A 22245-nucleotide genomic window follows, 5' to 3' on the forward strand; every position below is an offset into this window, starting at 1 on the left:
ACAAAATGTATCAAAAAAGAAAACTTTAGATATATGGCATTCCCACATCACTAGTGAAACTTCTCTTTACTCTTTTCTCTGCGTCTCTACAGTTCGTTAAAAAATAGTTTTCACAAATCAGATAGGAGTGCTATAACTCTTCAAAATAAATTTGTATAGTCAAATAATAGAAATAAATGAGTAGCCTACTAAAACGCATTAAAGAACTATCTCCAGAACAACAAGAAAAGCTTCTGGAAAAATTGAACCAGAAAAAGCCCAAAACCTCACACACCAAAATTCAACCACAAGATCGAAATACCAAAGTTTTTCCACTATCATTTGCTCAACAACGTTTATGGTTTTTTCATCAATTAGAACCAGATAGCTGTGCCTATAATATTCCAACCGCAGTTCATTTAACTGGCAATCTCAACATAACAGCACTTTCTCGTAGCATTAATGAACTTATCCGTCGTCACGAAACGCTACGCACAACATTTCAGATAGAAAACGGGGAAGCTGTACAAGTTGTTAATGAGCCATCTGAGTTTGAGATATCAATAATTAATTTACAGCTTCTCACTAAAACTGAACAACAAAATAAAGTTATCAAACTAGCAACTTCTGAAGCTCAAAAACCCTTTAATCTAGCAACAGAATCATTATTACGAATAACATTATTACAGCTTGGTGCAGCAGAACACGTCATCTTATTTACGATGCATCATATTGTCTCCGATGGCTGGTCAACGGGGATACTCATAAAAGAATTAACCGCACTCTACCAAGCTTTTTCTACTAACACACCTTGTATACTTCCGAAACTCCCAATTCAGTATGCAGATTTTGCCGTTTGGCAAAGACAGTGGTTGCAAGGAGAAGTTCTACAAAATCAACTAACTTACTGGAAGCAAAAATTAGGTGGAACTTTACCAATTTTAGATTTACCAACTGATCGTCCCCGTCGTGCAATTCAAACTGATTGCGGTGCGATCGCATCCCTCAAACTCTCCAAGTCATTATCCACAGCGCTTAAAACCCTTTCCCAACAGCAAGGGGTAACATTATTCATGACCTTGCTAGCTGCATTTAAGTTACTACTATATCGCTACACGCAGCAAACCGATATTATTGTTGGCACTCCGATTGCAAATCGCAACCGAGCAGAAATTGAAGGGCTAATTGGTTTTTTTGTCAATACATTAGTATTACGTACCGATCTTGCAGGCGATCCAAGTTTTCGAGAACTTCTAGAACGAGTGCGGGAAGTAACCTTAGGTGCATACACGCATCAAGACTTACCATTTGAGCAGTTAGTTGAAGAACTCCAACCCGAACGCGATTTAAGCCACAATTCGTTATTTCAGGTGATGTTTATCCTGCAAAACGCACCAACAGAGACTTTGCAACTTCCAGGATTAACACTTAGCCCGCTTGCTGTCGAACGCCAAACCGCAAATTTTGACTTGACGCTTTCAATGGTTGAGACAGAACAAGGATTGAGCGGGTGGTTTGAATACAACACGGATTTATTTGATGCTACAACAATTACCCGCATGATTGAGCATTTTCAGACTTTACTAACTGGTATTGTTGCGAATCCCGACCAGCGGTTGTCTGAATTACCTATTTTAACTGCAACAGAGAAGCATCAATTAGAAGAATGGAATAGCAAGTCTCTAGATGTACCCCAGCAATGCATCCATACATTATTTGAAGCGCAAGTAGCGCAAACTCCCGACGCAGTTGCGATCGCAACTGCTTTAGATCAATACCTTACCTATACACAACTCAACGAGCGTGCTAACCAACTCGCCCACTACTTACAATCCTTAGGAGTCAAACCAGAGGTTCTTGTAGGTATTTGCATGGAGCGATCGCTCGATTTAATCGTAGCAGTTTTAGCAATTCTCAAAGCAGGCGGAGCTTATTTACCACTTGACCCTGCATATCCGCAAGCACGACGTGCATTGATGCTAGCAGACGCTGAAGTATCAATCCTGCTTACCCAACCCCACTTACTTGCATCATCACATCACAATCAAGTCATCTGTTTAGACAATACCACTTGGGAACAAATCGCCAGCGAAGCCAAGGAAAACCCTAAAAGCACAGTTGTTCCAGACAACCTTGCTTACGTCATTTACACCTCTGGTTCCACAGGTAAATCGAAAGGCGTGATGGTAGCCCATCGTAGCCTTGTCAACGCATATTATGCTTGGGAAGAAGCTTATCAACTACACAAAGTTAATTGTCATCTGCAAATGGCAAGTTTTTCCTTTGATGTTTTTGCAGGCGATCTAGTCCGTGCATTATGTTCTGGTGGAAAGTTAGTGCTGTGTCCTCGTGATTTTTTACTCGAACCTCAAAAACTTTATCACCTCATGCTGCAACAACAGGTTGATTGCGCGGAATTTGTTCCAGGAGTGTTACGCAACTTAATCGAGTATCTCGAACAGTCACAACAGCATCTTAATTGGATGCAACTGCTTATTTGTGGCTCCGATAGCTGGTACATCAATGAATATAAAAAATTCCAAAATTTCTGTAGCCCTGAAACACGACTAATTAACTCTTTTGGTTTAACCGAAGCAACAATTGATAGTTCTTATTTTGAAGTAGATACAGTCAATTTATCAGTCGAACAATTAGTTCCAATCGGCAAAGCATTTGCAAATACCCAATTCTATATCTTAGACAATACTCTACAGCCTGTTCCAGTTGGAATTACAGGAGAAATTTATATCGGTGGTGCTGCTTTAGCTAGAGGCTATCTCCATCAACCAGATTTAACTGCTCAAAAATTCATCCCTCATATTTTTAGTAAAAATCCGTCAGACCGCTTATATAAAACAGGTGATATAGGTCGTTATCTTCTAGATGGAAATATTGAACTATTAGGTCGTATTGATAATCAAATAAAATTACGTGGTTTTCGGATCGAATTAGGTGAAATTGAGGCAGCATTAAGGCAATACCCAGGAATCCGCGAAGCTGTAGCGATCGTTCGAGAAGATACACCGAACCAAGCAAATTTAATTGCTTATATAGTCACATCAAAGATTCAAAATATTAATCAAGTAAGCGAACTACGCAAGTTTTTACAGACCCAATTACCTAACTACATGGTTCCTTCTACATTTATTGAGCTAGAAAAGTTACCACTAACCCCAAATGGCAAGATAGACCGTCGTGCACTACCAGCACCAATAAATCAGGAGTTGAAAGTAGCCTTTACTCCCCCGCGAAATGCTATAGAAAGAACTCTAGTCAACATATGGCAAGAAATTCTTAATATCGAAGAAATTGGTATTCATAACAACTTTTTTGAGTTGGGAGGACATTCTCTGTTAACAACTCGGTTAATGCTGCAAATTCGAGCAGCATTCCAAGTCGATTTACCCCTACGAGTTTTATTTGAGTCACCTACTATCGCTAGCCTAGCTGAGAGTATTGATAATATTTTAAATTCAGATTCTATAAGTTTAAGCAACAAAAGCAACACAAACTTGATTGATCTGAATACTGAAGCAGTTCTAGATGGCAAAATTATTCCTGAAGGAGAAATATCAACTCAATTATCGTGTATTCTCTTAACAGGAACAACAGGTTTTCTCGGCGCATTTTTATTACATGAACTTTTGCAGCAAACTCAAGCAGATATCTATTGCTTAATCCGCGCTTCTACAATTGTAGAAGGTAAAAATAAGCTACAAAAAAATCTTGAATCTAAATTACTCTGGCATAAGTCTTATAGTTCTAGAATTATTCCTGTCATTGGAGACTTGTCGCAACCACTTTTAGGCCTTTCTGAAGAGAAGTTTCAAGAAATGGCAGCCAAAATTGATGTTATCTATCATAATGGGGCTTGGGTACATCATATTTATCCCTATTCTGTTCTTAAAAATACAAATGTTTTGGGAACACAAGAAGTACTAAGATTAGCGTGTAAAACTAAATCTAAACCTATACATTATGTTTCGACTTCTAGTGTTTTTTCTGTAGCAGGAATGTCAGAAAATCTCATTATTAGAGAAGATGATAATTTGAATGATTATGCGCTACCTGATAACGGCTATGTCCAAACAAAATGGGTAAGTGAAAAGTTAGTCAATATTGCACGAGAAAGAGGATTGCCAGCTTATATTTACAGAGTTGGACGTGTATCAGGACATAGCCAAACGGGTGTTTTTAATAGAAATGACTTTGTTTATCGATTAATTATTGGTTGCGTACATCTTGGGAGCGTACCTGATGTAGATATTATGGAAGACATTCTACCAGTTGATTATGTCAGTCAAGCTATTATCCACCTGTCAAAACAACAAAGATCCCAAGATAAAAATTTCCATTTGGTAAATTCTCAACTTCTTCACACAGATATGCTGCTCAAAGTTATTAATTCACTTGATTATCAAATTCAACAGATTTCCTACAACAAATGGTACAAAAAGTTAATTGATACTGCTGGTTCTTCACCACAGCATCCTTTATATCCTTTAGTGCCTTTTTTCTCAGCTAGAGAATCGGAAACAAGTTCTCAACCCATAGCTTTAGAGTTTGATTGTAAAAATACTATGGCTGGTCTTGCAGATACATCTATTGTTTGTCCGGCAATTGATGAAAAACTACTGACTACTTATATTTCGTACATGATGCGCACCGGATTTTTATAACCTGCTATTTTTTTGAAGTTAGTAAAAGATTCAACTCAAATTAATTCAACAAAGGTTTAAACAGTATGCCAACATCTAGCTTATTAACTAACAATACAAATCTCACTAATCATCAACAGCAGTATTTGGAAAAATTCATTGCACGTTATACTGAAAAAACTCAAAAATCGAAACAACAAACACAAAAATATCGCTCAGTTTTAGCTGATGTCAGAGGTTCTGCAGGGTTTCGGGCGGAATATAAAGAAATAGTCTATCCCATCATTGGTAAGTATGCTGTTGGCTCAAAAATGTGGGATATCGACGGAAATGAATATGTAGATCTGATGATGGGATTTGGAGTCAATCTTTTTGGTTATAATCCACCATTTGTGAAAGAAGCTATTACACAACGACTTGAACAAGGTATCCACATCGGGCCACAATCAGATTTAGCGGGAGAAGTTGCTGAGTTATTCAGTGAATTAACTGGAATGGAACGAGTTGCTATCAGCAATACGGGTACTGAAGCTGTTATGACAGCATTACGTTTAGCACGAGCCGCAACTGGACGTCATAAAATTGTCATGTTTTCTGGCTCCTATCACGGGCATTTTGATGGCACTCTAGCAAAATCTCAAATTGTTGATGGCATTGCAACAGTTATGCCCACAGATATAGGAGTACCGCAAAATATCATTGCTGATGTTTCAGTATTAGAATACGGAATCCAAGCACTTGAAGTTATTAAAGCAAATGCAGATGACTTAGCAGCTGTTATTATTGAACCAGTACAAAATAGCCGTCCTGATTTACAACCGCGCGAATTTTTACAAGAATTACGGCAATTAACAGCAGAATTTGGCATTGCCTTAATCTTTGATGAAATGCTAACAGGTTTCCGCATTCATCCCAATGGCGCACAAGGATGGTTTGGTATTCAAGCAGATATTGCAACTTATGGAAAAATAGTAGGTGGAGGGATGCCCATTGGCATTATTGCTGGCAAAGCTACTTATCTCGATCGCATTGACGGTGGAATGTGGAACTATGGAGATACATCTTCTCCACAGGTAGAAACGACTTTCTTTGCTGGTACTTATTGCAAACATCCTTTAGCAATGGCAGCAGCATTAGCAGTGCTAAAACACCTCAAAAAAGAAGGAGCTTCACTTTACGAAAACCTCAACGATCGCACGACTAAATTTATCAATCAACTCAATACTTATTTTGCCCAAGATAACGTTCCTATCCGCTTAGCAAATTGTGGCTCTATTTTTAATGCTGTACCCTTAGATGATTCTGTATCTCCTGATAATGCTGCTGCGGCTGCAAACTTAGGTTTAATTTATTACCACCTCATTGAAAAAGGTGTTTTTCTCCGTCCAGGTGGTGGTTTACTCTCTACAGCCCATAGTGACGAAGATATTAATTACATAATTGAAGCAGTTAAAGAAAGTGTTCAAAACCTGCGAGAAGGACATTTTTTACCTTGATTAAATTACATCACAAATGATATTTAAGGAGATTAACTATGAACAAAGAAGCAGACAATACCATTTACAAAGTTGTGATAAATCATGAAGAACAATATTCTATTTGGTTTGCCGACCAAGCAAATCCTCTTGGTTGGCGTGATGCGGGTAAAACTGGTTTGAAAGCGGAGTGTCTTGAATATATCAAAGAAGTGTGGACTGATATGAGACCGCTCAGTCTACGCCAGCAAATGGAAGCTTCTAAAAACTAAGCAATAGAATTTAGAAACGTGGTGACGACATCAACCTCTAATTGGATTTGCCCTAACCCCAATCCTCAAGCAAGCTTGCGTCTATTCTGTTTTCCGTATGCAGGTGGCAGCGCTTTGAGCTTTCGCACCTGGTTGAATAGTTTACCGCCAACGCTTGAAGTTTGTCCTGTCGAACTGCCTGGGCGAGGCAGAAGGTTCACAGAAACCCCATTTAACAGGTTAGAACCTCTGGTAGGAGCGATCGCCTGCGCTCTTGTACCATATTTAGATAAACCATTCGCTTTCTTCGGTCACAGTATGGGTGGGCTTGTGAGCTTTGAGCTTACCCACCTACTGTACAAACAGCATGGTATTAGCCCAGTACATCTATTTATATCTGGTCGCCGCGCTCCTCAAGTTTGTGTTGGCGATGCACCCATCCACGCGCTACCAGAGCAAGAATTCTTAGCAGAACTGCGCCGTCTTAACGGTACACCTGAAGCAGTGCTACAGAATGTTGAACTAATGAAACTGCTGATTCATACTATCCGCGCCGATTTTGCCGTACTGGAAACTTACGTTTATACTAGCGAGCCACCGCTAGAATGTCCGATCGCTGTTTTTGGTGGGTTACAAGACAAAGAAGCTACTCGCGAACAGCTTGCAGCATGGCAGCAACAGACAAGTGCTTCCTTTTCATTACAGATGCTTCCTGGCGACCACTTTTTTATCCACTCGGCTCAAGCACTTTTACTCCAAAGCCTAGTTCAAAAACTCAACTTGCGTTGAAGTTATTTTCACTTTCAGCTTGGTGAGGCGTATGGCAGAGGTCAGGGGTCAGGGTCAAAACTGACTATTACCATACTTAAAAGACCTGACGCTCGGCTAGATGAGCAAAAATCTCTGGACGCGATCGCCACACAGGACGTAACTGTTTGCGGGCGAAAAATTGCAGTTGATCTCCTACGTGCGGGGAACCAGGCTGAGTCGCGTTACCATAGCTGTTGAGTACCATAGCCCGTACCGGATTAAAAAACTCAATTGCTGCAACAAAGGAATCTCCAGCGACCGATTGAAAGCGTCCATCTTCTGAGGGAGCAAAATCTAGAACGCGGAAAATTCCGAGACCTCCAGAACCACCATTGCTCGGTAAATCTACATCGCCGTAACTTAACCGAAAAACTTCTCCCCAAGCGACATCCAGCGATCCATAAGCTTTTTCAACCTTTGCTGCTGCATTTTCTAGGGTTGCTACTGCACTCTGAGGATCTGCTAAACCATCAGGAGTCACAAGGGGAGAATCTTCATTCCAAGGCTGACTAAACCCCTGCTCAAAATCCATTGCTTCTGCCCAAGCGGCAAAGAGAACTGCACCTCGGCTATCTGCATTTGCTTGGCGATCCCAAGTATTGAGTACATCTGCTGCTCGACGTGCTAAATTACTTCCCTGTTGGCGGGCTGCTGGAATGAGATCGTCTAGTATGCGATCGGCAAGTTCCATGCGTGTCGAATGTTTGTCATGAATCATCTGTGAAAAAGACATTTTTTGATTTTCTGTCAGCATCTTCACAGAGCGCTGCGATCGCCAATCCATAAAACGCGGTGCCATATAGGGCGGGAATTTATTAGGATCGAGGGCGAGGGGAAATGTCGTTGTCCACGGTGGATCGTTAGTATTCTGCAACCAGCCGCTTGCGGGATCGATAACGCGCGGTAGATCTTCATAGGAGTGGGTTTTTGTCCACAGTGTGTCAGATGTATTCCCTGGTATAGTCCCTTGCCAGAATTCAAAGTCACCTTTGGCTCGAACTGGAACTTGACCATTAAACAGGTGCATAATGTGCCCCTCGCGATCTGCATACATCACCGTAAACATTGGTAGTTGTAGTCGTTTCAAGGCAACTTCAAACTCAGAAAGATTAGTGGCACGTGCCATATCCCACCATTCTTCAAGTACGCCTGGTTGGTCAAGACCAACAACACGCAAAGCTAAAGTTTTGCCATTGTGGGCAACAATGGGACCATGTACGGAACGTCTCACTACAAGCGGCTCTAAATGCATCGTGCCGTCCTCCTGCTTGACTTTCAAGGCAAGAGTTTTTGTTTCAAAGGCGCGAACTTGTCCGTCGAAGCGATAACCTTTGTCTGCAAGTGTGAGTTCATAAGCATCCCAACCATCATGCGTGTTGACTGTGTGAGTCCAGCCTAGATAGTCATTGAACGCGATCGCTAAAACAGGAATGCCGACGAGTGTTGCTCCGTAAGCATCAATTCCTGGAGCCGTTATCTGGGCTTCATACCACAAAAATTGATCTGACCACGGTAGATGCGGATTCGCTAGCAGCATTGCATTTCCACTCGCAGACTTTGAAGGTGCGATCGCCCAAGCATTCGAGCCTGCTGAGTAGTCTTCGTCACTTATATCTGCAACTTTATGCGGGTTGACTACAAAAGTAAAATGAAGCAAGTGTTGAACGTGAGCTAGCACATCTTCTGGTGTAACTGGCAGCACAGCTTTAACTTCGTTATCAATGCGATCGCCGTGTTCTTGAGCATAAGTGTTGATTCCAGCAGTGAAGGCATCGAGATAGTTACGAAAAGTTGGGTTTTGTGCCAAATACCATGCGCGGGCACGTTCTGGAATGTCCATAGTCTGTACCCAGCGATCTGAATCTAGATATTCCTCTCCCCAGTACTCAGCAGCACGTCCTCGTGCTTGACCATAGAGACGCAAGATTAAATCGCCGTGGCTTTGCATCTGCGCCCAACCAAAGGCTCGAAATGCACCCTCGTCATTCTTGCCATAAATATGGGGAACACCGACGGTATCCCAAAGTATTTCAGTCTCTTGAGGTTCTACTGCTGAACTTTTTAAACCCACTAATACGGTGAACATTAGACCGAGCAAAAACAAGCTCAAGCTCAATTTAGCAATGCGCCAATAGCGTAAGCTTTGAAAGAGTGAAAAATTTCCAAGACGGAGCAACTGCGAAGATACTGTGAACATTATTTTGATGGCGTAATTCCTTGTTGCGAAGGAGTTTTAATAATTTTTGCTTAGAGGCGTGCAATATCTTGATGAAAAAGACGAGAATTTTGTTTAATACACCATTAATATGACAAGTTTAACGCCGTTTATAATATCACTAAACAGGAAACTTTCTCATTTTTATTCAAGGTTAATTGAGAAGATCAGTAGCTAGGTGTAATTATTGGTCGCACGTTTGATGCTGGTTAATAGTTGCTCTACTGACCATTGACCGATAACAGCCCTTAAGTGACGTTGATTTTCACCCACTTACTAAACATCTTTTAATCTTTCAATAGAGATTTGTTAAAGTTCCTATGGGATTTGTAGATGATATATCGCAGTTGTAATCCCAGAGGTTATTAAATGGCAGCAGTTAACCTTTCTCAAGATGGTTACTCGCAAAACTTTGATTCTATAATTAGTTCTGGTTCTGCAACTTGGGTTGATAACACTACAATTACGGGCTGGTACACAGCAAGAACTGGAAATGGAACTAGTATTGTCGCATCTACCGGAAGTAGTAATGCTGGAAATCTTTATAGCTTTGGTTTAGCAAGTGATAGCGATCGCGCTTTAGGATCGATCGGTTCAGGAAATGCAGCAGCAGGAGATTTCTATTGGGGAGTACGCTTAGTTAATAACACCAATGAGACAATTACTGGATTAGATATTAATTACTTTGGCGAACAGTGGCGCTTTAGTGGTGCAAATGCTGCCCAAACTGTTGATTTTTCTTACCAAATTGGAGCGCAAAATTTAACGACAGGTAACTGGATTAACTTCGATCCCCTAGACTTTACCAGTCCCATAACTAGTGGGACAACTGGAGCACTCAATGGCAATGCAGATGCTAATCGTACATTTAAATCAGCAACTTTAACAAATTTAGTTCTTGAAGCTGAACAAGAAATTTGGTTACGCTGGTTTGATCCCGATCATCCTGGCGCAGATCATGGTTTAGCAATTGATAATTTTACGATTGCAATTAGCGAACAAGGCGATCCAGATCCCGATCCAGTTGAACCTGGTGATGTGCGGATTTTTGATATTCAAGGAACATCGCACCGTTCACCCCTAGAAGGACAGCAAGTGACAAACGTTCCTGGAATTGTCACCGCCGTGAGAAATAACGGCTTTTACATTCAAGATGCAACAGGTGACGGCAATGATGCGACTTCAGATGGTATTTTTATCTTTACTTCTTCTGCTCCCAATGTTGCGGTAGGCGATGAAATTTTAGCTAGTGGAACTGTCGGCGAGTTTCGTCCTGGTGGTGCAAACAGCGGTAACTTGACAACAACGCAGATTGGTGGTGCAGGTAATCCAGCGGCAAATTTTAGCATATTGTCGCGTGGTAACGCGCTACCAGAAACAACAATTATTGGTGTAGAAGGAAGAAAGCCTCCTACCGAGAGAATTTATGGCGATGCTGTAGGAAGTAATGTCGAAAATCCTGGTAACGAATTTAATCCACAACGCAACGGACTCGACTTTTACGAAAGTTTAGAAGGAATGCGCGTGCAAGTTGATGGTGGTGTTGTTGTCGGTCCAACAAACCGATTTAATGAAATTTGGGTACTAGGAGACAATGGTGTTGCGGCGACAGGGCGCACTCCGCGTGGTGGTATTGTGATTAGTCCTGATGACTTTAACCCTGAACGCATTCAGATTCAAATCGATAGTAGATTGACACCAGGAAGCGCACCTCAAGTCAATGTTGGCGATCGCTTAAATAGTGTCACTGGCATCATGGATTACAGCTTCGGTAACTTTGAAGTGTTGAGTACCGTTCCTGTAACAGCAACACCAGGAGGACTACAGCGGGAAGTCACAACATTAAATCCAGTAGGCGATCGCTTAACAGTTGCGTCTTATAATATCGAAAACTTTCATCCTGGTAGTTCTGCATCACAAATTAATGGTGTCGCCGGACATATCGCCCAAAACCTGAAAGCACCAGACATTATTGCATTGCAAGAAGTTCAGGATAACTCTGGTCCAACAAATAACGGTGTTGTAGATGCTTCCCAATCTTATCAGGTATTAATTGATGCGATCGCAGCCCGTGGTGGACCTACATACAAGTTTCGCGACATCGCCCCTGTCGATGGACAAGACGGCGGTCAACCTGGTGGAAACATCCGCGTTGGCTACCTTTACAATCCTGAACGGGTGAACTTTATCGATCGCCCTGGTGGTACTGCAACAAGTGAAACGACAATTATTAACGGTCGGCTGTCAGAAAGTCCTGGTAGAGTAGAACCCAACGATCCAGCATTTACTTCTAGCCGCAAACCACTAGCTGGCGAGTTTGTCTTTAATGGTCAGCGGTTATTTTTAATCAACAATCACTTTAGCTCAAAAGGTGGTAGCGATCCGCTGTTTGGTCGCTTTCAACCGCCTAATAATAATGGAGAAGATGCGCGTACCGAACAAGCGCGGATTAATCGCGAGTTTGTCGAAGATATCTTAGCAGCAAATTCAGACGCCAGAGCAATTGTCTTAGGTGACTTAAATGAATTTCAGTTTTTCCCACCTTTGGAAGTTCTTGAGGGAGGGGCTGAACAAGTGCTAAACAATTTGACTGAAACCTTACCAGAAAATGAACGTTACAGCTACATTTTTGAAGGTAACTCGCAAGCCTTGGATCACATTTTAGTCACCGATAGCTTATTACCTAACGCTGAATACGATGTAGTTCATGTCAATGCAGAATTTGTCGATCAAGATAGCGATCACGATCCCTTACTATCGCGCTTTGCATTAGCAAATCCAACTTCTACAGTGGGTAATTCTCGTTTAGTGTTTGGAACTGCTAGTGATGATGAAATCGCCGCCCAAGGTAGACAAACTATCTTTGCAGGTAATGGTGATGACTTAGTAGGTCCTGCACCAAGTTCAACTGGTAACAATATCATTAATGGTGGTTTAGGTAACGACGAATTGTTTGCTCGTACCAATGATACTTTAATCGGTGGTTTGGGTAATGATTATTTAAATGCCGCAGATGGTACAGGTAATAATCAACTCTACGGTGGTATTGGTAATGATACTTTGTTTGCAGGTGGAGCCAATGATCGACTTTATGGTCAACTTGGTAACGATGTCCTCTATGCTGGTAGCGGTGGTAACTTCCTGAGTGGAGGTTTAGGAAACGATCAGTTTTGGATTGCGTTGAATCAACTACCAGAAACAGCAAATACGATTACTGACTTTAATCTAGGCAATAATGTCCTTGGAATCGGTGGAACTGCACAGATCAATTTTGATGACCTGACAATTGCCCAAAGTGGTGCTAATACGTTAATTAGTGCTTTAGACCAAGATATTGCTGTTCTCACAGGCGTTCAAGCTAGTACACTCAGTCGTAATAGTTTCGTATTTGCCTAACCTTTAGGTTCTTGTTATGTTTAGGCGATCGCCCAAAGCCGCGATCGCCTCTTTGCTTCAGATAAATTTGAAAACTCACAGCCAAAACTCAGGAAGTCCTCAGATTGGCTAAGTATAATCTGAGCGATTAAGGCTGAATTGTACTTTCCACGCTGGAACCTTAGTAAAGTTTGAGCTTGTCGAGGGCAAATTTGGTTTAACTGCTCGAAATGTGCAAAAACAGGAAAACTACTGTTAGTGTAAGTTCATTAAATTCAGTATGAGTGCAGCCGATGTTGCCAGAACCATTCAACTCATCATTGCTCCAGTAGTCCTGATTACTGCGTGCGCCATTGTTCAAGGCAGTGTTTTAGGGCGATTTATGTATGTTGGACAGCGGATGCGATCGCTAGCGAACGAGCGTTTGGAACTGTTACACACAGGCAAAATGGAAAATGCCTTTTCTCTAGAACGTTTACAGGAGATTGATCGCCAAACTCCCTTGCTCAAGCAACGTCATCAGCTTTTACAAGAGGCTGTGCTGCTCATCTACAATGCTATCTCCATTTTTCTCATTACTATGTTTGTGATTGCTTTATCGGTAGCTTTAAATGCTGGCGGAGTTGCTTTTGTTGCCCTCTTGTGCTTTCTAATAGGGACTAGCCTGCTTCTTATGGGTGTCATTTTTGCAGGACAGGAGATTCGTATATCTCATAAGGCAATCTGCTATGAAATTGATCGCATCAGTTCTTTGACTAAGTTTTTTTGATGAATAAACAAGCTGGGTTAACAGAGAACGTAGATTATGTTAGCAACACCACTTGCAGTTATTAGGTAATTTTATTTGGAATTCGTTTAATTACTAAAACAACGAACAGAAATAAAGCACAGCATGATACAGCTACTAGTGTTTCTTTAATCTTTGGAGATATAACTACGATAAATCCCTGTCCTTTAATCAAAGCAGAAAAGCTGGAAACACAGAATGGCATGAGATACAACCTGAATGTTTGCCAGCGATCGCGCTTGCCACCCTTTCCAGAAGAAACACTTAATACTAGCGCTGTACCAATGACAGCACTAATACCAACGGCATTAATCCATATTTTAGGCGATGGATCAAAATAGAAATAGACGATTACAATATACCAAATAAGATAGCACCAAAGAATTGCTTTATCTAATTTGAGTTGATAAAGATATTGAATTAACAACTTCATATATCTAAAGTGCCTTTTCTATTTCATCTAATACCTAAAATCATCTACTGCCAAAAACAGATGGAAGTGATTTTTTTATTGACATAGCTTAATATGCTAAGATAGCAACCATAGTTTACTTAGATTCTGTAATAACTGAACCAATAAACTCTCCTTTCATTGGTTGAGAAAAATTAGAATTATCGAATATGTTGATGATTTTCATCTTTAGGCTCTATCACACTACTGAAAATACCTCTCAAAGCTAAAAAACGCTACCTTTCAGAGTTCTCCAAGACTCAATCTGCTCATTGATCGCTTTGCAGCATTGCTCACTGATAACCTTACGTTGAAGAACTAAAGGAACTGTTGTAAGCGCTAAGGTAGGGTAAAGGTTGTATTTTAAAGTAGTGAAGGGTTAATAGAAGTAACATTTGTAACTGTTGTCCTTAGCTATTAGCCCCTACTGACATCAACCCAAGGTATCTATTTCAAATGGAGACATTATGTTACCTATTCGGGACTATCCAGAAATTTTATGTTGGTGTAAAGAATATGGTTTCATTTTCAACACGCATCATTAAATTCAGAGACAAGCTTCAGTTGTCCAATCTTGAGAACCGCGTCCTTGTTGACATCGCTGTTGTCTACCAGCCCATACCATCCGCCATTGCGATCGCTGCGCTACTGGCTCAAATTCTACGCGATAGCGCACATCCCGTACTGAATCATCAGGTAAGTTATTTTGCGTAATTGTGACGACTTGCTGGCGATCGCCATCATCAACAGTTACAGTTTGTTGAAAATTGCCTTCTTGTGGTTCTTGTATTCCAAATGCAGCGATCGCAATTTCTCTGGGGTTACTTCCAGTTAAATCTGAATTGATTTGTTCTAAATTAATTGCACTATAATTATCTCGTTCGTTAGTTGCAATAGGACATTCTGAGACAAGCGCAAGTGTATTTCCTTGCAGTGTATAAGTTTGCATTACTGCTTGTGGTGGGTCATTTTTCGTAACGTTTGCCTGAATTTGTCCAGCGTTTACTACAATGGACTGGACTTGTATGCGGTCGCCTAATAATACTGCATCAACAGGACGCGGATTACTGGCTATATTCAAAACTGAGGAAAGATAAGCTGTCTGTTCATTTACAGTCAATATAGCTACAGCATCTTCATTGCCATCATTATTCAAATCTGCAAATGTAATGAAACCTGGCTTGTCTACTAGAGTGACTGTCACCGCCTTAGCTTGATCTTGATAAAATCCATTCCGAAGTTGAACTGAACCAACGTTAGGTAGCTGATAAGTAGTATTTTTTACTCTTTCAGCTTTTTGACACCAAGCTTGCTTCTGTGGAGTCCAAACTTCACGAGTTCTACAGTTATACCAAGGTTGTGCAGACGGTGCATTACTTTGAGCATTTGCTATCATCAAAGGCATCAATCCTAAAGCGGCACTAACAGCAAACAAAGTGATTTTACTTTGAATTTTCATTCCTCTCACCAAATAAATAACTACTAAGTTATTGACGCTGATTACACCAAAATCCTTCCCGTATTATTTTCCATGATTTTGGGTAGAAGAAGATTGGTAAACAAGAATAAAAGAAGTTAGAGGAAACCATCTTAGAAACTGGTAGCTTGTGTGAAGCCTAAGAATCTTAAACACGTTCATAGATTATTTGAAATTACTGTGTAGCACTCACTTTATTTTTAAAACTCAATCGATTTGTACTAAAAAATTTTAAAGACACAAAAAAATACTTAAATTTTGCTGTAGAAATAGTGGCAAAAATTTAAAAAACTTAATTAAAAATAATTTGTTTTTTTTAATCATTAATACTATTCCAGAAAAAATTAAATTTTACTGAGAAAAACATTAAGAGGTTAGTAGCTAAATTCTCAGCTTAATTGACCAAAACTTTTAGAAAAATATCATTCATAGACTCATGACTCAGGCAAAAATGTAATTACATAGAGTTGTGATAAATAAATCACTTAAATATGTTTAATAAACAGCGTGCAGAGATTAACACCATGAGTTTTGTCACAACCAATACTGAGTATTATTTTTATGTCTTATTTGAGTAATTGCTATCCATCCGAGGAGAATTATCTATGAGACTTGAAGGTAAAGTTGCCTTGGTAACAGGTAGCAGTCAAGGAATCGGACAAGGAATTGTCGTGCGACTTGCCCAAGAAGGGGCAGATGTTGTCATTAACTATCGTTCGCACCCAGAGGGGGCAGAGGAAACCTTAGCGAAAGTACAAGCTACTGGTGGCAGGTGCTACATGGCTCAGCGTTCTAAATCACAAGGCTATACGATTCAGGCAGATTTAGGTAACGTCAATGAAATCCGCCAACTGATTGCAGAAAGCATTGCGTATTTTGGCAAGCTAGACATTTTAGTAAATAATGCTGGACTTGAGAAACACGCTCCGTTTTGGGAAGTTACAGAGGCTGATTACGATGCCATAATGAATGTCAATTTAAAGGGAGTTTTCTTTACTACCCAAGCTTTTGTGCAACACCTAATCGCAACTCAAAGATCTGGAAAGATTATTAACATCAGTTCCGTGCATGAGGAACTGTCATTTCCTAACTTCACAGCGTATTGTGCTAGTAAGGGTGGCATGAAAATGCTAACACGCAATTTAGCAGTTGAATTAGGTTCCTTCGGCATCACAATTAACAATGTTGCACCAGGAGCTATAGAAACACCGATTAATATTAAACTCTTGAACGATCCTCAAAAGTTAAGTGCGTTACTGCGAAATATTCCCCTTGGTCGTTTGGGACAACCGCAAGATGTTGCTTCTCTTGTTGCCTTTTTAGCATCCTCGGATGCTGGCTACGTTACAGGTAGCACCTTTTTTGTCGATGGTGGCTTGCTTTGGAATTATCAGGAGCAGTAATGAGGATAATATCTATACCCCAAAACTGGCACGATACACCAGACTGTTGCCAAATAGGAACTGAATGTCTGCAATGAGACAAATTGAAAATCCCATTTTCAGAAGTATTAAAAGAGCTGGTGCTGCTTTTGCAATCTCGACGATCGTTTCTGGTGCAGTTGTAGGGTTCACAAATGTGAAAGATAAAGCCAGATTGGGCGTTTATGCTTCATTGCTGGGAACTAGTTGTGGCGCGATCGCTAGTTTGGTTTCTAGCATCAGCACGAAAAAATCAATGACTCAGCCCACTGGTAGTTCTACTTGGCAAGACTGGCGCAATTTTATTGTCATTCGCAAGGTAAAAGAAAGCGAGGAAATCACCTCGTTCTACCTGAAACCAGAGGATAACGCTGAAATTCCTAACTTCCAACCAGGGCAATTTTTAACAATCAAACTAGACATTCCTGGGCAAGCTAAACCTGTGATTCGTACTTATTCACTCTCAGATGACTCTGAAGGCTGCGAATACTATCGTCTCTCGATTAAGCGAGAACCTGCGCCACCAGGATTAGATGTACCGCCAGGGATTGCGTCTAACTTTATGCACGATCGCATCAATGAAGGAGCGGTAATTTTAGTTAAGCCACCTAAAGGTAATTTTGTGCTTGATGTCAACAAGTCATTACCAGCCGTACTTATTAGCAACGGGGTAGGGATTACTCCCATGCTCAGTATGGTAAAAGCTTGTAGTCGTCTCAATCCCAACCGATCAATCTGGTTTTTACATGGGGTACGGAATGGTCAATTTCATGCGTTTCGGGACGAGGTATTAGCGATCGCTCGCCAAAATCCTAACCTACACGTTCATTTTTGCTATAGTCGTCCGCGACCGGAAGACGAAGGTTACTATCACAGTATTGGTTACATCAATGCGGCTCTAGTTAAAAGTTTAGTTGAGCAAGCGGAGTATTTTCTTTGTGGTTCTCCACCTTTTATGGAGTCCATAATGGCAGGACTTAAGGAAGCAGGAGTAGCTAGCAGCAGCATCTTGTTTGAATCTTTCGGTACGCCGATGAAAGCCACAGCTGAAAAACATCCTGTTGTCAATCGAGATGAGGTAGTTGAAGCAGCAGAAATTCTCTTTGCTAAATCGGGCAAAACCCTCACCTGGCGAAAGGGTGAAGGAACTATTTTAGAATTTGCGCAAGCCAACGATCTTCATCCTGCCTACAGTTGTCGTATAGGCATTTGCGGTACTTGTCAGTGCAAAATTCTAGCAGGCGAGGTTGCCTATCAAGAACCACCAACTGCAGAGATTGATGAAGGTGCGGTACTGATTTGTATTTCTAAGCCTAAAACCTCAAATCTTGTTCTCGATCTTTGATGAGGCAGAAGAACTAAAGGAAATCGAAAAGCGAGAGTGACATAATTATGAGTTAGCATCACGATACTTGAGTAGCCTGTATTTGCTGCAATACTTGTGACGGGTTCCCTGTAGACTGCTGTAAAAAAGGAGGGCAAAGTTGATGAAACCAGAGGAAATCCGATCGCGCATCCAACAAGCTGCTCATGCTTGGATGACAGGTAACGCTGAAGCCTTTGCAGAGCTGTTTGTGCCAGATGGAGAATTTATTGTCCCAGGCGATCGCTGGATAGGAAGAGCAGCAATTCGGCAAGCAGTTGTTGATTTCGCCGCAGCCCATTCTCATGTCCAAATAGAGATTCAACGCATTCTCATTGATGGAGATTCAGCTGTAGTAGAATGGCACTGGCAAGAAGAGATTGCAGGAACCCACAATTCAGCTGACGATGCGATCGCAATTGATTTTCAAAATGGACTTATCAGCCGCTGGCGGGAATATATTGATACTCAAAGCTGCATGAAATCAACTAGCTGATCCTCTAGAGCGATCGCAGATTAATTACTCTTCAGTCAGAATAGTAAATATGAAAAAACGAGACTTTTTGCAAGCTGGTGCTGCAATAGTTGGCACAGCATGGTTATCGCGTAATCTACTTTGGACGAACAATATGGCAATGGCAAATCATCAATTTGAGATCGAAAAAGCGGAGGCAGAATGGCGCGAAACCTTGACACCAGAGCAATTTCGTGTATTACGTCAACACGGAACCGAACGGGCGAGAACGAGTCCCTTAGATAAGCAATATGGTAAAGGCACGTATGTGTGTGCTGGTTGCAACCTGCCATTATTTACATCGGAGACTAAATTTGATAGCGGTACTGGTTGGCCTAGCTTTTATGCGCCAATTGAGGGTGCGGTTGCCACAAGTATTGATAGAACATTGTTTATGACGAGAGTTGAAGTGCATTGTCGGCGCTGTGGCGGGCATTTAGGACATGTGTTTAATGATGGACCGAAACCAACTGGTAAACGTTACTGCATGAATGGCGTAGCAATGAAGTTTGTTTCTGCATAATCCAAAGCCCTCCGACTTTAAGACAGCAGGGATGCAGGGGTGAAATGAGATCTCTTGGAAATTAATCTCAAGTTCTCTTTGTCAAGACTTATCTATTTCTCATTTTGATCTCAGGACTACATCAAGTTATCAGTAGATAATCCAAATAGCTAATTCATCGTGTCTATTTAGATGCTTTTTAGCTAGAAAGGAGACTTATTGATGACAACTCTAACCCAAGAAGAAATCAGGTTAGAAGCAGCCCTGAAACACGAAGCTCACTGGCGTAGGTGGGGACCTTATTTAAGCGATCGCCAATGGGGTACAGTCCGCGAAGATTATAGCTCTGATGGTGCTGCCTGGGACTACTTTACTCACGACCAAGCGCGCTCTCGTGCGTATCGTTGGGGTGAAGATGGTATTGCAGGAATTTCTGATAACCATCAACGGCTTTGTTTTGCGATCGCCCTTTGGAATGGTGAAGATGCGATTTTGAAAGAAAGGCTTTTTGGTTTAACAGGTAGTGAAGGCAATCACGGGGAAGATGTCAAAGAATATTACTTTTATCTTGACAATACTCCGACTCATTCCTACATGAAGGCACTCTATAAATATCCGCATCAAGCATTTCCCTACACTCAATTAGTAGCAGAGAATCGACGCAGAAACCGTAGAGAACCAGAATTTGAACTACTCGATACAGGGATATTTGATGACAATCGTTACTTTGATGTCTTCGTTGAATATGCCAAACAGACCGCTGAGGATATTCTGATTCAAATTCAAGTAGTGAATAGAGGGACAGCAGCAACACTGCATGTTTTACCAACGCTTTGGTTTCGCAATACCTGGAGTTGGGGTGGAGAAGAAATTAAGCCAATATTGCAAAAGTTCGATCGTCATGGTTTGAGCGCGCTCGCGGCTTTTCATCCCACGCTAGGGAAAAGGTATCTGTACTGTCAGGGAGAAACGGAACTTTTATTTACAGAAAATGAAACAAATACTGAACGGTTATTTAATTTCCCCAATGCTACTTACGTCAAAGATGGCATTAACGACTACATCGTACAAGGTCGCGAGACAGTAAACAGAGATTCTGGTACTAAAGCTGCGGCTTGCTATTTGTTAAATATCGGTGCAGGAGAGACGAGAACGATTCGGCTGCGCTTGAGTGATGTACCCAATTTGACAAGTCCATTTAGGACATTTGATACGACCTTTTCCATCCGCCAACAAGAAGCCGATGAATTTTATCAGCGCATTACTCCTTGTCCCCTGAGTGAGGATATGCGTCACATACAGCGACAAGCATTTGCCGGAATGCTGTGGAGCAAGCAATATTACCACTATATTGTAGAAGATTGGCTCAAGGGCGATTTAGCTGCACCTCCACCTCCACCCGATCGCAAAAGAGCTAGAAATCACCAATGGTTTCACCTTTACAGCGACGATATTCTTTCCATGCCTGATAAATGGGAATATCCTTGGTTTGCAGCATGGGATCTTGCCTTTCACGCTATTCCTCTAGCCACAATCGATCCAGATTTTGCCAAGTACCAATTAGACGTGCTGACGCGAGAATGGTATATGCACCCCAACGGGCAAATTCCTGCCTATGAATGGGCATTCGGCGATGTCAACCCACCGGTTCATGCTTGGGCAACTTGGCGCGTCTACAAGATCGAACAACAGATTTATGGACGCAGCGATCGCATTTTTTTAGAGCGGGTGTTTCAGAAATTGATGCTGAATTTTACCTGGTGGGTGAACCGTAAAGATGTCGAAGGTAGAAATGTCTTTCAAGGCGGGTTTTTGGGTTTGGATAATATCGGCGTCTTTGATCGCAGTGCTGTGCTACCTACGGGCGGACACATCAATCAATCGGATGGAACGAGTTGGATGGGGATGTACTGCCTAAATATGCTCGCGATCGCTTTGGAACTAGCACAAACTAACTGTGTTTACGAAGATATCGCTACCAAATTCTTCGAGCATTTTCTCTATATTGCTGATGCTATGAACCATATTGGCGAAATGGAAGCATCGCTGTGGGATGAGGCAGATGGATTTTATTATGATGTTTTGCATTTACCTAACGGTCAGCAAATTGCCTTGAAAGTGCGATCGCTTGTCGGGCTAATTCCGCTATTTGCAGTAGAAACGATTGAGCCAGAGACACTAGAAAAACTGCCAGGCTTCAAAAAACGGGTGGAATGGTTTATTCAAAATCGCCCCGATCTTACTCAAAATATTGCTTGTATGAAATCTGAGGGAGTAGGCGATCGCCGATTGCTAGCAATTGTTTATCACGACAAGCTACGGTTAATTCTGCAAAAAATGCTAGATCAAACCGAGTTTTTCGGAGATTATGGCATTCGGGCAATTTCTCGCTACCATGCCGAACATCCCTATATTTTTAATGTGAATGATACTCAATTTCGAGTCGATTACGAACCGGCAGAATCTAGTAGTGGATTGTTTGGTGGTAATTCTAATTGGCGCGGTCCGGTTTGGTTTCCAGTCAATTTTCTTTTGATTGAATCCCTGCAAAAATTTCATGATTATCTAGGAGACGATTTTCAGGTTGAATGTCCTACGGGTTCCGGTGAAATGATGACTTTGAGGGAAATTGCCGCTGAATTATCCCAAAGGTTAATCGGCATTTTTCTGAAAAACTCATCTAGCGATCGACCTGTTTATGGCAGCACCCAAAAGTTTCAAACCGATCTCCACTGGCAAGATTTGATTTTGTTCTATGAATACTTCCACGGCGATAACGGTGCAGGAATTGGTGCTAGTCATCAAACTGGATGGACGGGTTTAGTTGCACAGCTGATCCAACAATTTGGCGAGGATAAAGAAAATAAAGTGCCCTAGTTAGCCCCTCACAGCGTCGGGCTAGCCGGATTCCTGCCTATGCGCGATCGATATACGGCTCTCATCATTTGCAGCGCTCTGAGTTGGGCT

The 22245-nt window shown here is 41.4% G+C and carries 14 protein-coding genes; 11 read left to right on the forward strand and 3 right to left on the reverse strand.

The features are described 5' to 3' along the window. Positions 1-176 precede the first annotated feature (176 nt). From CSQ79_RS08450 to CSQ79_RS08465, 4 genes are all read left to right on the forward strand, one after another. On the forward strand, positions 177-4658 hold the full coding sequence (locus CSQ79_RS08450; protein WP_099700756.1) for a non-ribosomal peptide synthetase family protein: 4482 nt from the start codon (positions 177-179) through the stop codon (positions 4656-4658). A 65-nt stretch (positions 4659-4723) separates the two neighbouring features. Then, the gene (locus CSQ79_RS08455) at positions 4724-6133 is read left to right on the forward strand and encodes an aspartate aminotransferase family protein (RefSeq protein ID WP_099700757.1); all 1410 of its coding nucleotides are present in this window, start codon (positions 4724-4726) and stop codon (positions 6131-6133) included. Positions 6134-6171: 38 nt separating this feature from the next. Further along, the gene (locus CSQ79_RS08460) at positions 6172-6384 is read left to right on the forward strand and encodes an MbtH family protein (protein WP_099700758.1); all 213 of its coding nucleotides are present in this window, start codon (positions 6172-6174) and stop codon (positions 6382-6384) included. Positions 6385-6402: 18 nt separating this feature from the next. Continuing rightward, entirely contained in the window at positions 6403-7152 is a 750-nt protein-coding gene (locus tag CSQ79_RS08465) for a thioesterase II family protein (RefSeq protein WP_099700759.1), read from the forward strand. A gap of 76 nt (positions 7153-7228) precedes the next feature. On the opposite strand, the gene CSQ79_RS08470 is transcribed toward CSQ79_RS08465, so the two are convergent. Beyond that, positions 7229-9370 (reverse strand): acylase, encoded by a 2142-nt coding sequence (locus CSQ79_RS08470; RefSeq protein ID WP_099700760.1) that lies wholly within the window; start codon positions 9368-9370, stop codon positions 7229-7231. A gap of 387 nt (positions 9371-9757) precedes the next feature. Between CSQ79_RS08470 and CSQ79_RS08475 the strand changes: the two genes are divergently transcribed. Continuing rightward, positions 9758-12784: a DUF8508 domain-containing protein gene (locus CSQ79_RS08475; RefSeq protein WP_099700761.1), complete on the forward strand. Its 3027-nt coding sequence runs from the start codon at positions 9758-9760 to the stop codon at positions 12782-12784. Between the two features lie 259 nt (positions 12785-13043). Continuing rightward, a complete protein-coding gene (locus tag CSQ79_RS08480; RefSeq protein WP_099700762.1) occupies positions 13044-13532 on the forward strand; it encodes a DUF2721 domain-containing protein in 489 nt (162 codons plus the stop codon). 61 nt (positions 13533-13593) lie between these two features. Here CSQ79_RS08480 and CSQ79_RS08485 read toward each other — a convergent pair whose 3' ends face one another. Continuing rightward, positions 13594-13983, reverse strand: coding sequence for a hypothetical protein (locus tag CSQ79_RS08485; RefSeq protein ID WP_099700763.1), 390 nt, complete (start codon positions 13981-13983; stop codon positions 13594-13596). 565 nt (positions 13984-14548) lie between these two features. Beyond that, entirely contained in the window at positions 14549-15460 is a 912-nt protein-coding gene (locus tag CSQ79_RS08490) for a hypothetical protein (protein ID WP_099700764.1), read from the reverse strand. A gap of 623 nt (positions 15461-16083) precedes the next feature. Between CSQ79_RS08490 and CSQ79_RS08495 the strand changes: the two genes are divergently transcribed. The 5 genes from CSQ79_RS08495 (at position 16084) to CSQ79_RS08515 (ending at position 22155) form a co-directional block, all read left to right on the forward strand. Further along, positions 16084-16881, forward strand: a complete 798-nt coding sequence (locus CSQ79_RS08495; protein WP_099700765.1) for an SDR family NAD(P)-dependent oxidoreductase — start codon at positions 16084-16086, stop codon at positions 16879-16881. Positions 16882-16954: 73 nt separating this feature from the next. Further along, positions 16955-18244 (forward strand): 2Fe-2S iron-sulfur cluster-binding protein, encoded by a 1290-nt coding sequence (locus CSQ79_RS08500; protein WP_099701020.1) that lies wholly within the window; start codon positions 16955-16957, stop codon positions 18242-18244. Between the two features lie 142 nt (positions 18245-18386). Further along, complete coding sequence (locus tag CSQ79_RS08505) at positions 18387-18758, forward strand: nuclear transport factor 2 family protein (RefSeq protein ID WP_099700766.1); 372 nt, start codon at positions 18387-18389, stop codon at positions 18756-18758. Between the two features lie 49 nt (positions 18759-18807). Beyond that, positions 18808-19299, forward strand: a complete 492-nt coding sequence (msrB, locus tag CSQ79_RS08510; protein ID WP_099700767.1) for a peptide-methionine (R)-S-oxide reductase MsrB — start codon at positions 18808-18810, stop codon at positions 19297-19299. A gap of 201 nt (positions 19300-19500) precedes the next feature. Further along, complete coding sequence (locus tag CSQ79_RS08515; RefSeq protein WP_099700768.1) at positions 19501-22155, forward strand: MGH1-like glycoside hydrolase domain-containing protein; 2655 nt, start codon at positions 19501-19503, stop codon at positions 22153-22155. The last annotated feature ends 90 nt before the right edge of the window (positions 22156-22245 follow it).

The sequence above is a fragment of the Gloeocapsopsis sp. IPPAS B-1203 genome (assembly GCF_002749975.1).
Taxonomy (GTDB): domain Bacteria; phylum Cyanobacteriota; class Cyanobacteriia; order Cyanobacteriales; family Chroococcidiopsidaceae; genus Gloeocapsopsis.

Bases quoted from the DNA above. Each gene is read 5' to 3' on its own strand.
- CSQ79_RS08475 (WP_099700761.1), top strand. From the start codon at position 9,758: ATGGCAGCAGTTAACCTTTCTCAAGATGGTTACTCGCAAAACTTTGAT.
- CSQ79_RS08485 (WP_099700763.1), bottom strand. From the start codon at position 13,983: ATGAAGTTGTTAATTCAATATCTTTATCAACTCAAATTAGATAAAGCA.
- CSQ79_RS08505 (WP_099700766.1), top strand. From the start codon at position 18,387: ATGAAACCAGAGGAAATCCGATCGCGCATCCAACAAGCTGCTCATGCT.
- CSQ79_RS08460 (WP_099700758.1), top strand. From the start codon at position 6,172: ATGAACAAAGAAGCAGACAATACCATTTACAAAGTTGTGATAAATCAT.
- CSQ79_RS08500 (WP_099701020.1), top strand. From the start codon at position 16,955: ATGAGACAAATTGAAAATCCCATTTTCAGAAGTATTAAAAGAGCTGGT.
- CSQ79_RS08515 (WP_099700768.1), top strand. From the start codon at position 19,501: ATGACAACTCTAACCCAAGAAGAAATCAGGTTAGAAGCAGCCCTGAAA.
- CSQ79_RS08480 (WP_099700762.1), top strand. From the start codon at position 13,044: ATGAGTGCAGCCGATGTTGCCAGAACCATTCAACTCATCATTGCTCCA.
- CSQ79_RS08495 (WP_099700765.1), top strand. From the start codon at position 16,084: ATGAGACTTGAAGGTAAAGTTGCCTTGGTAACAGGTAGCAGTCAAGGA.
- CSQ79_RS08455 (WP_099700757.1), top strand. From the start codon at position 4,724: ATGCCAACATCTAGCTTATTAACTAACAATACAAATCTCACTAATCAT.
- msrB (WP_099700767.1), top strand. From the start codon at position 18,808: ATGAAAAAACGAGACTTTTTGCAAGCTGGTGCTGCAATAGTTGGCACA.
- CSQ79_RS08470 (WP_099700760.1), bottom strand. From the start codon at position 9,370: ATGTTCACAGTATCTTCGCAGTTGCTCCGTCTTGGAAATTTTTCACTC.
- CSQ79_RS08490 (WP_099700764.1), bottom strand. From the start codon at position 15,460: ATGAAAATTCAAAGTAAAATCACTTTGTTTGCTGTTAGTGCCGCTTTA.
- CSQ79_RS08450 (WP_099700756.1), top strand. From the start codon at position 177: ATGAGTAGCCTACTAAAACGCATTAAAGAACTATCTCCAGAACAACAA.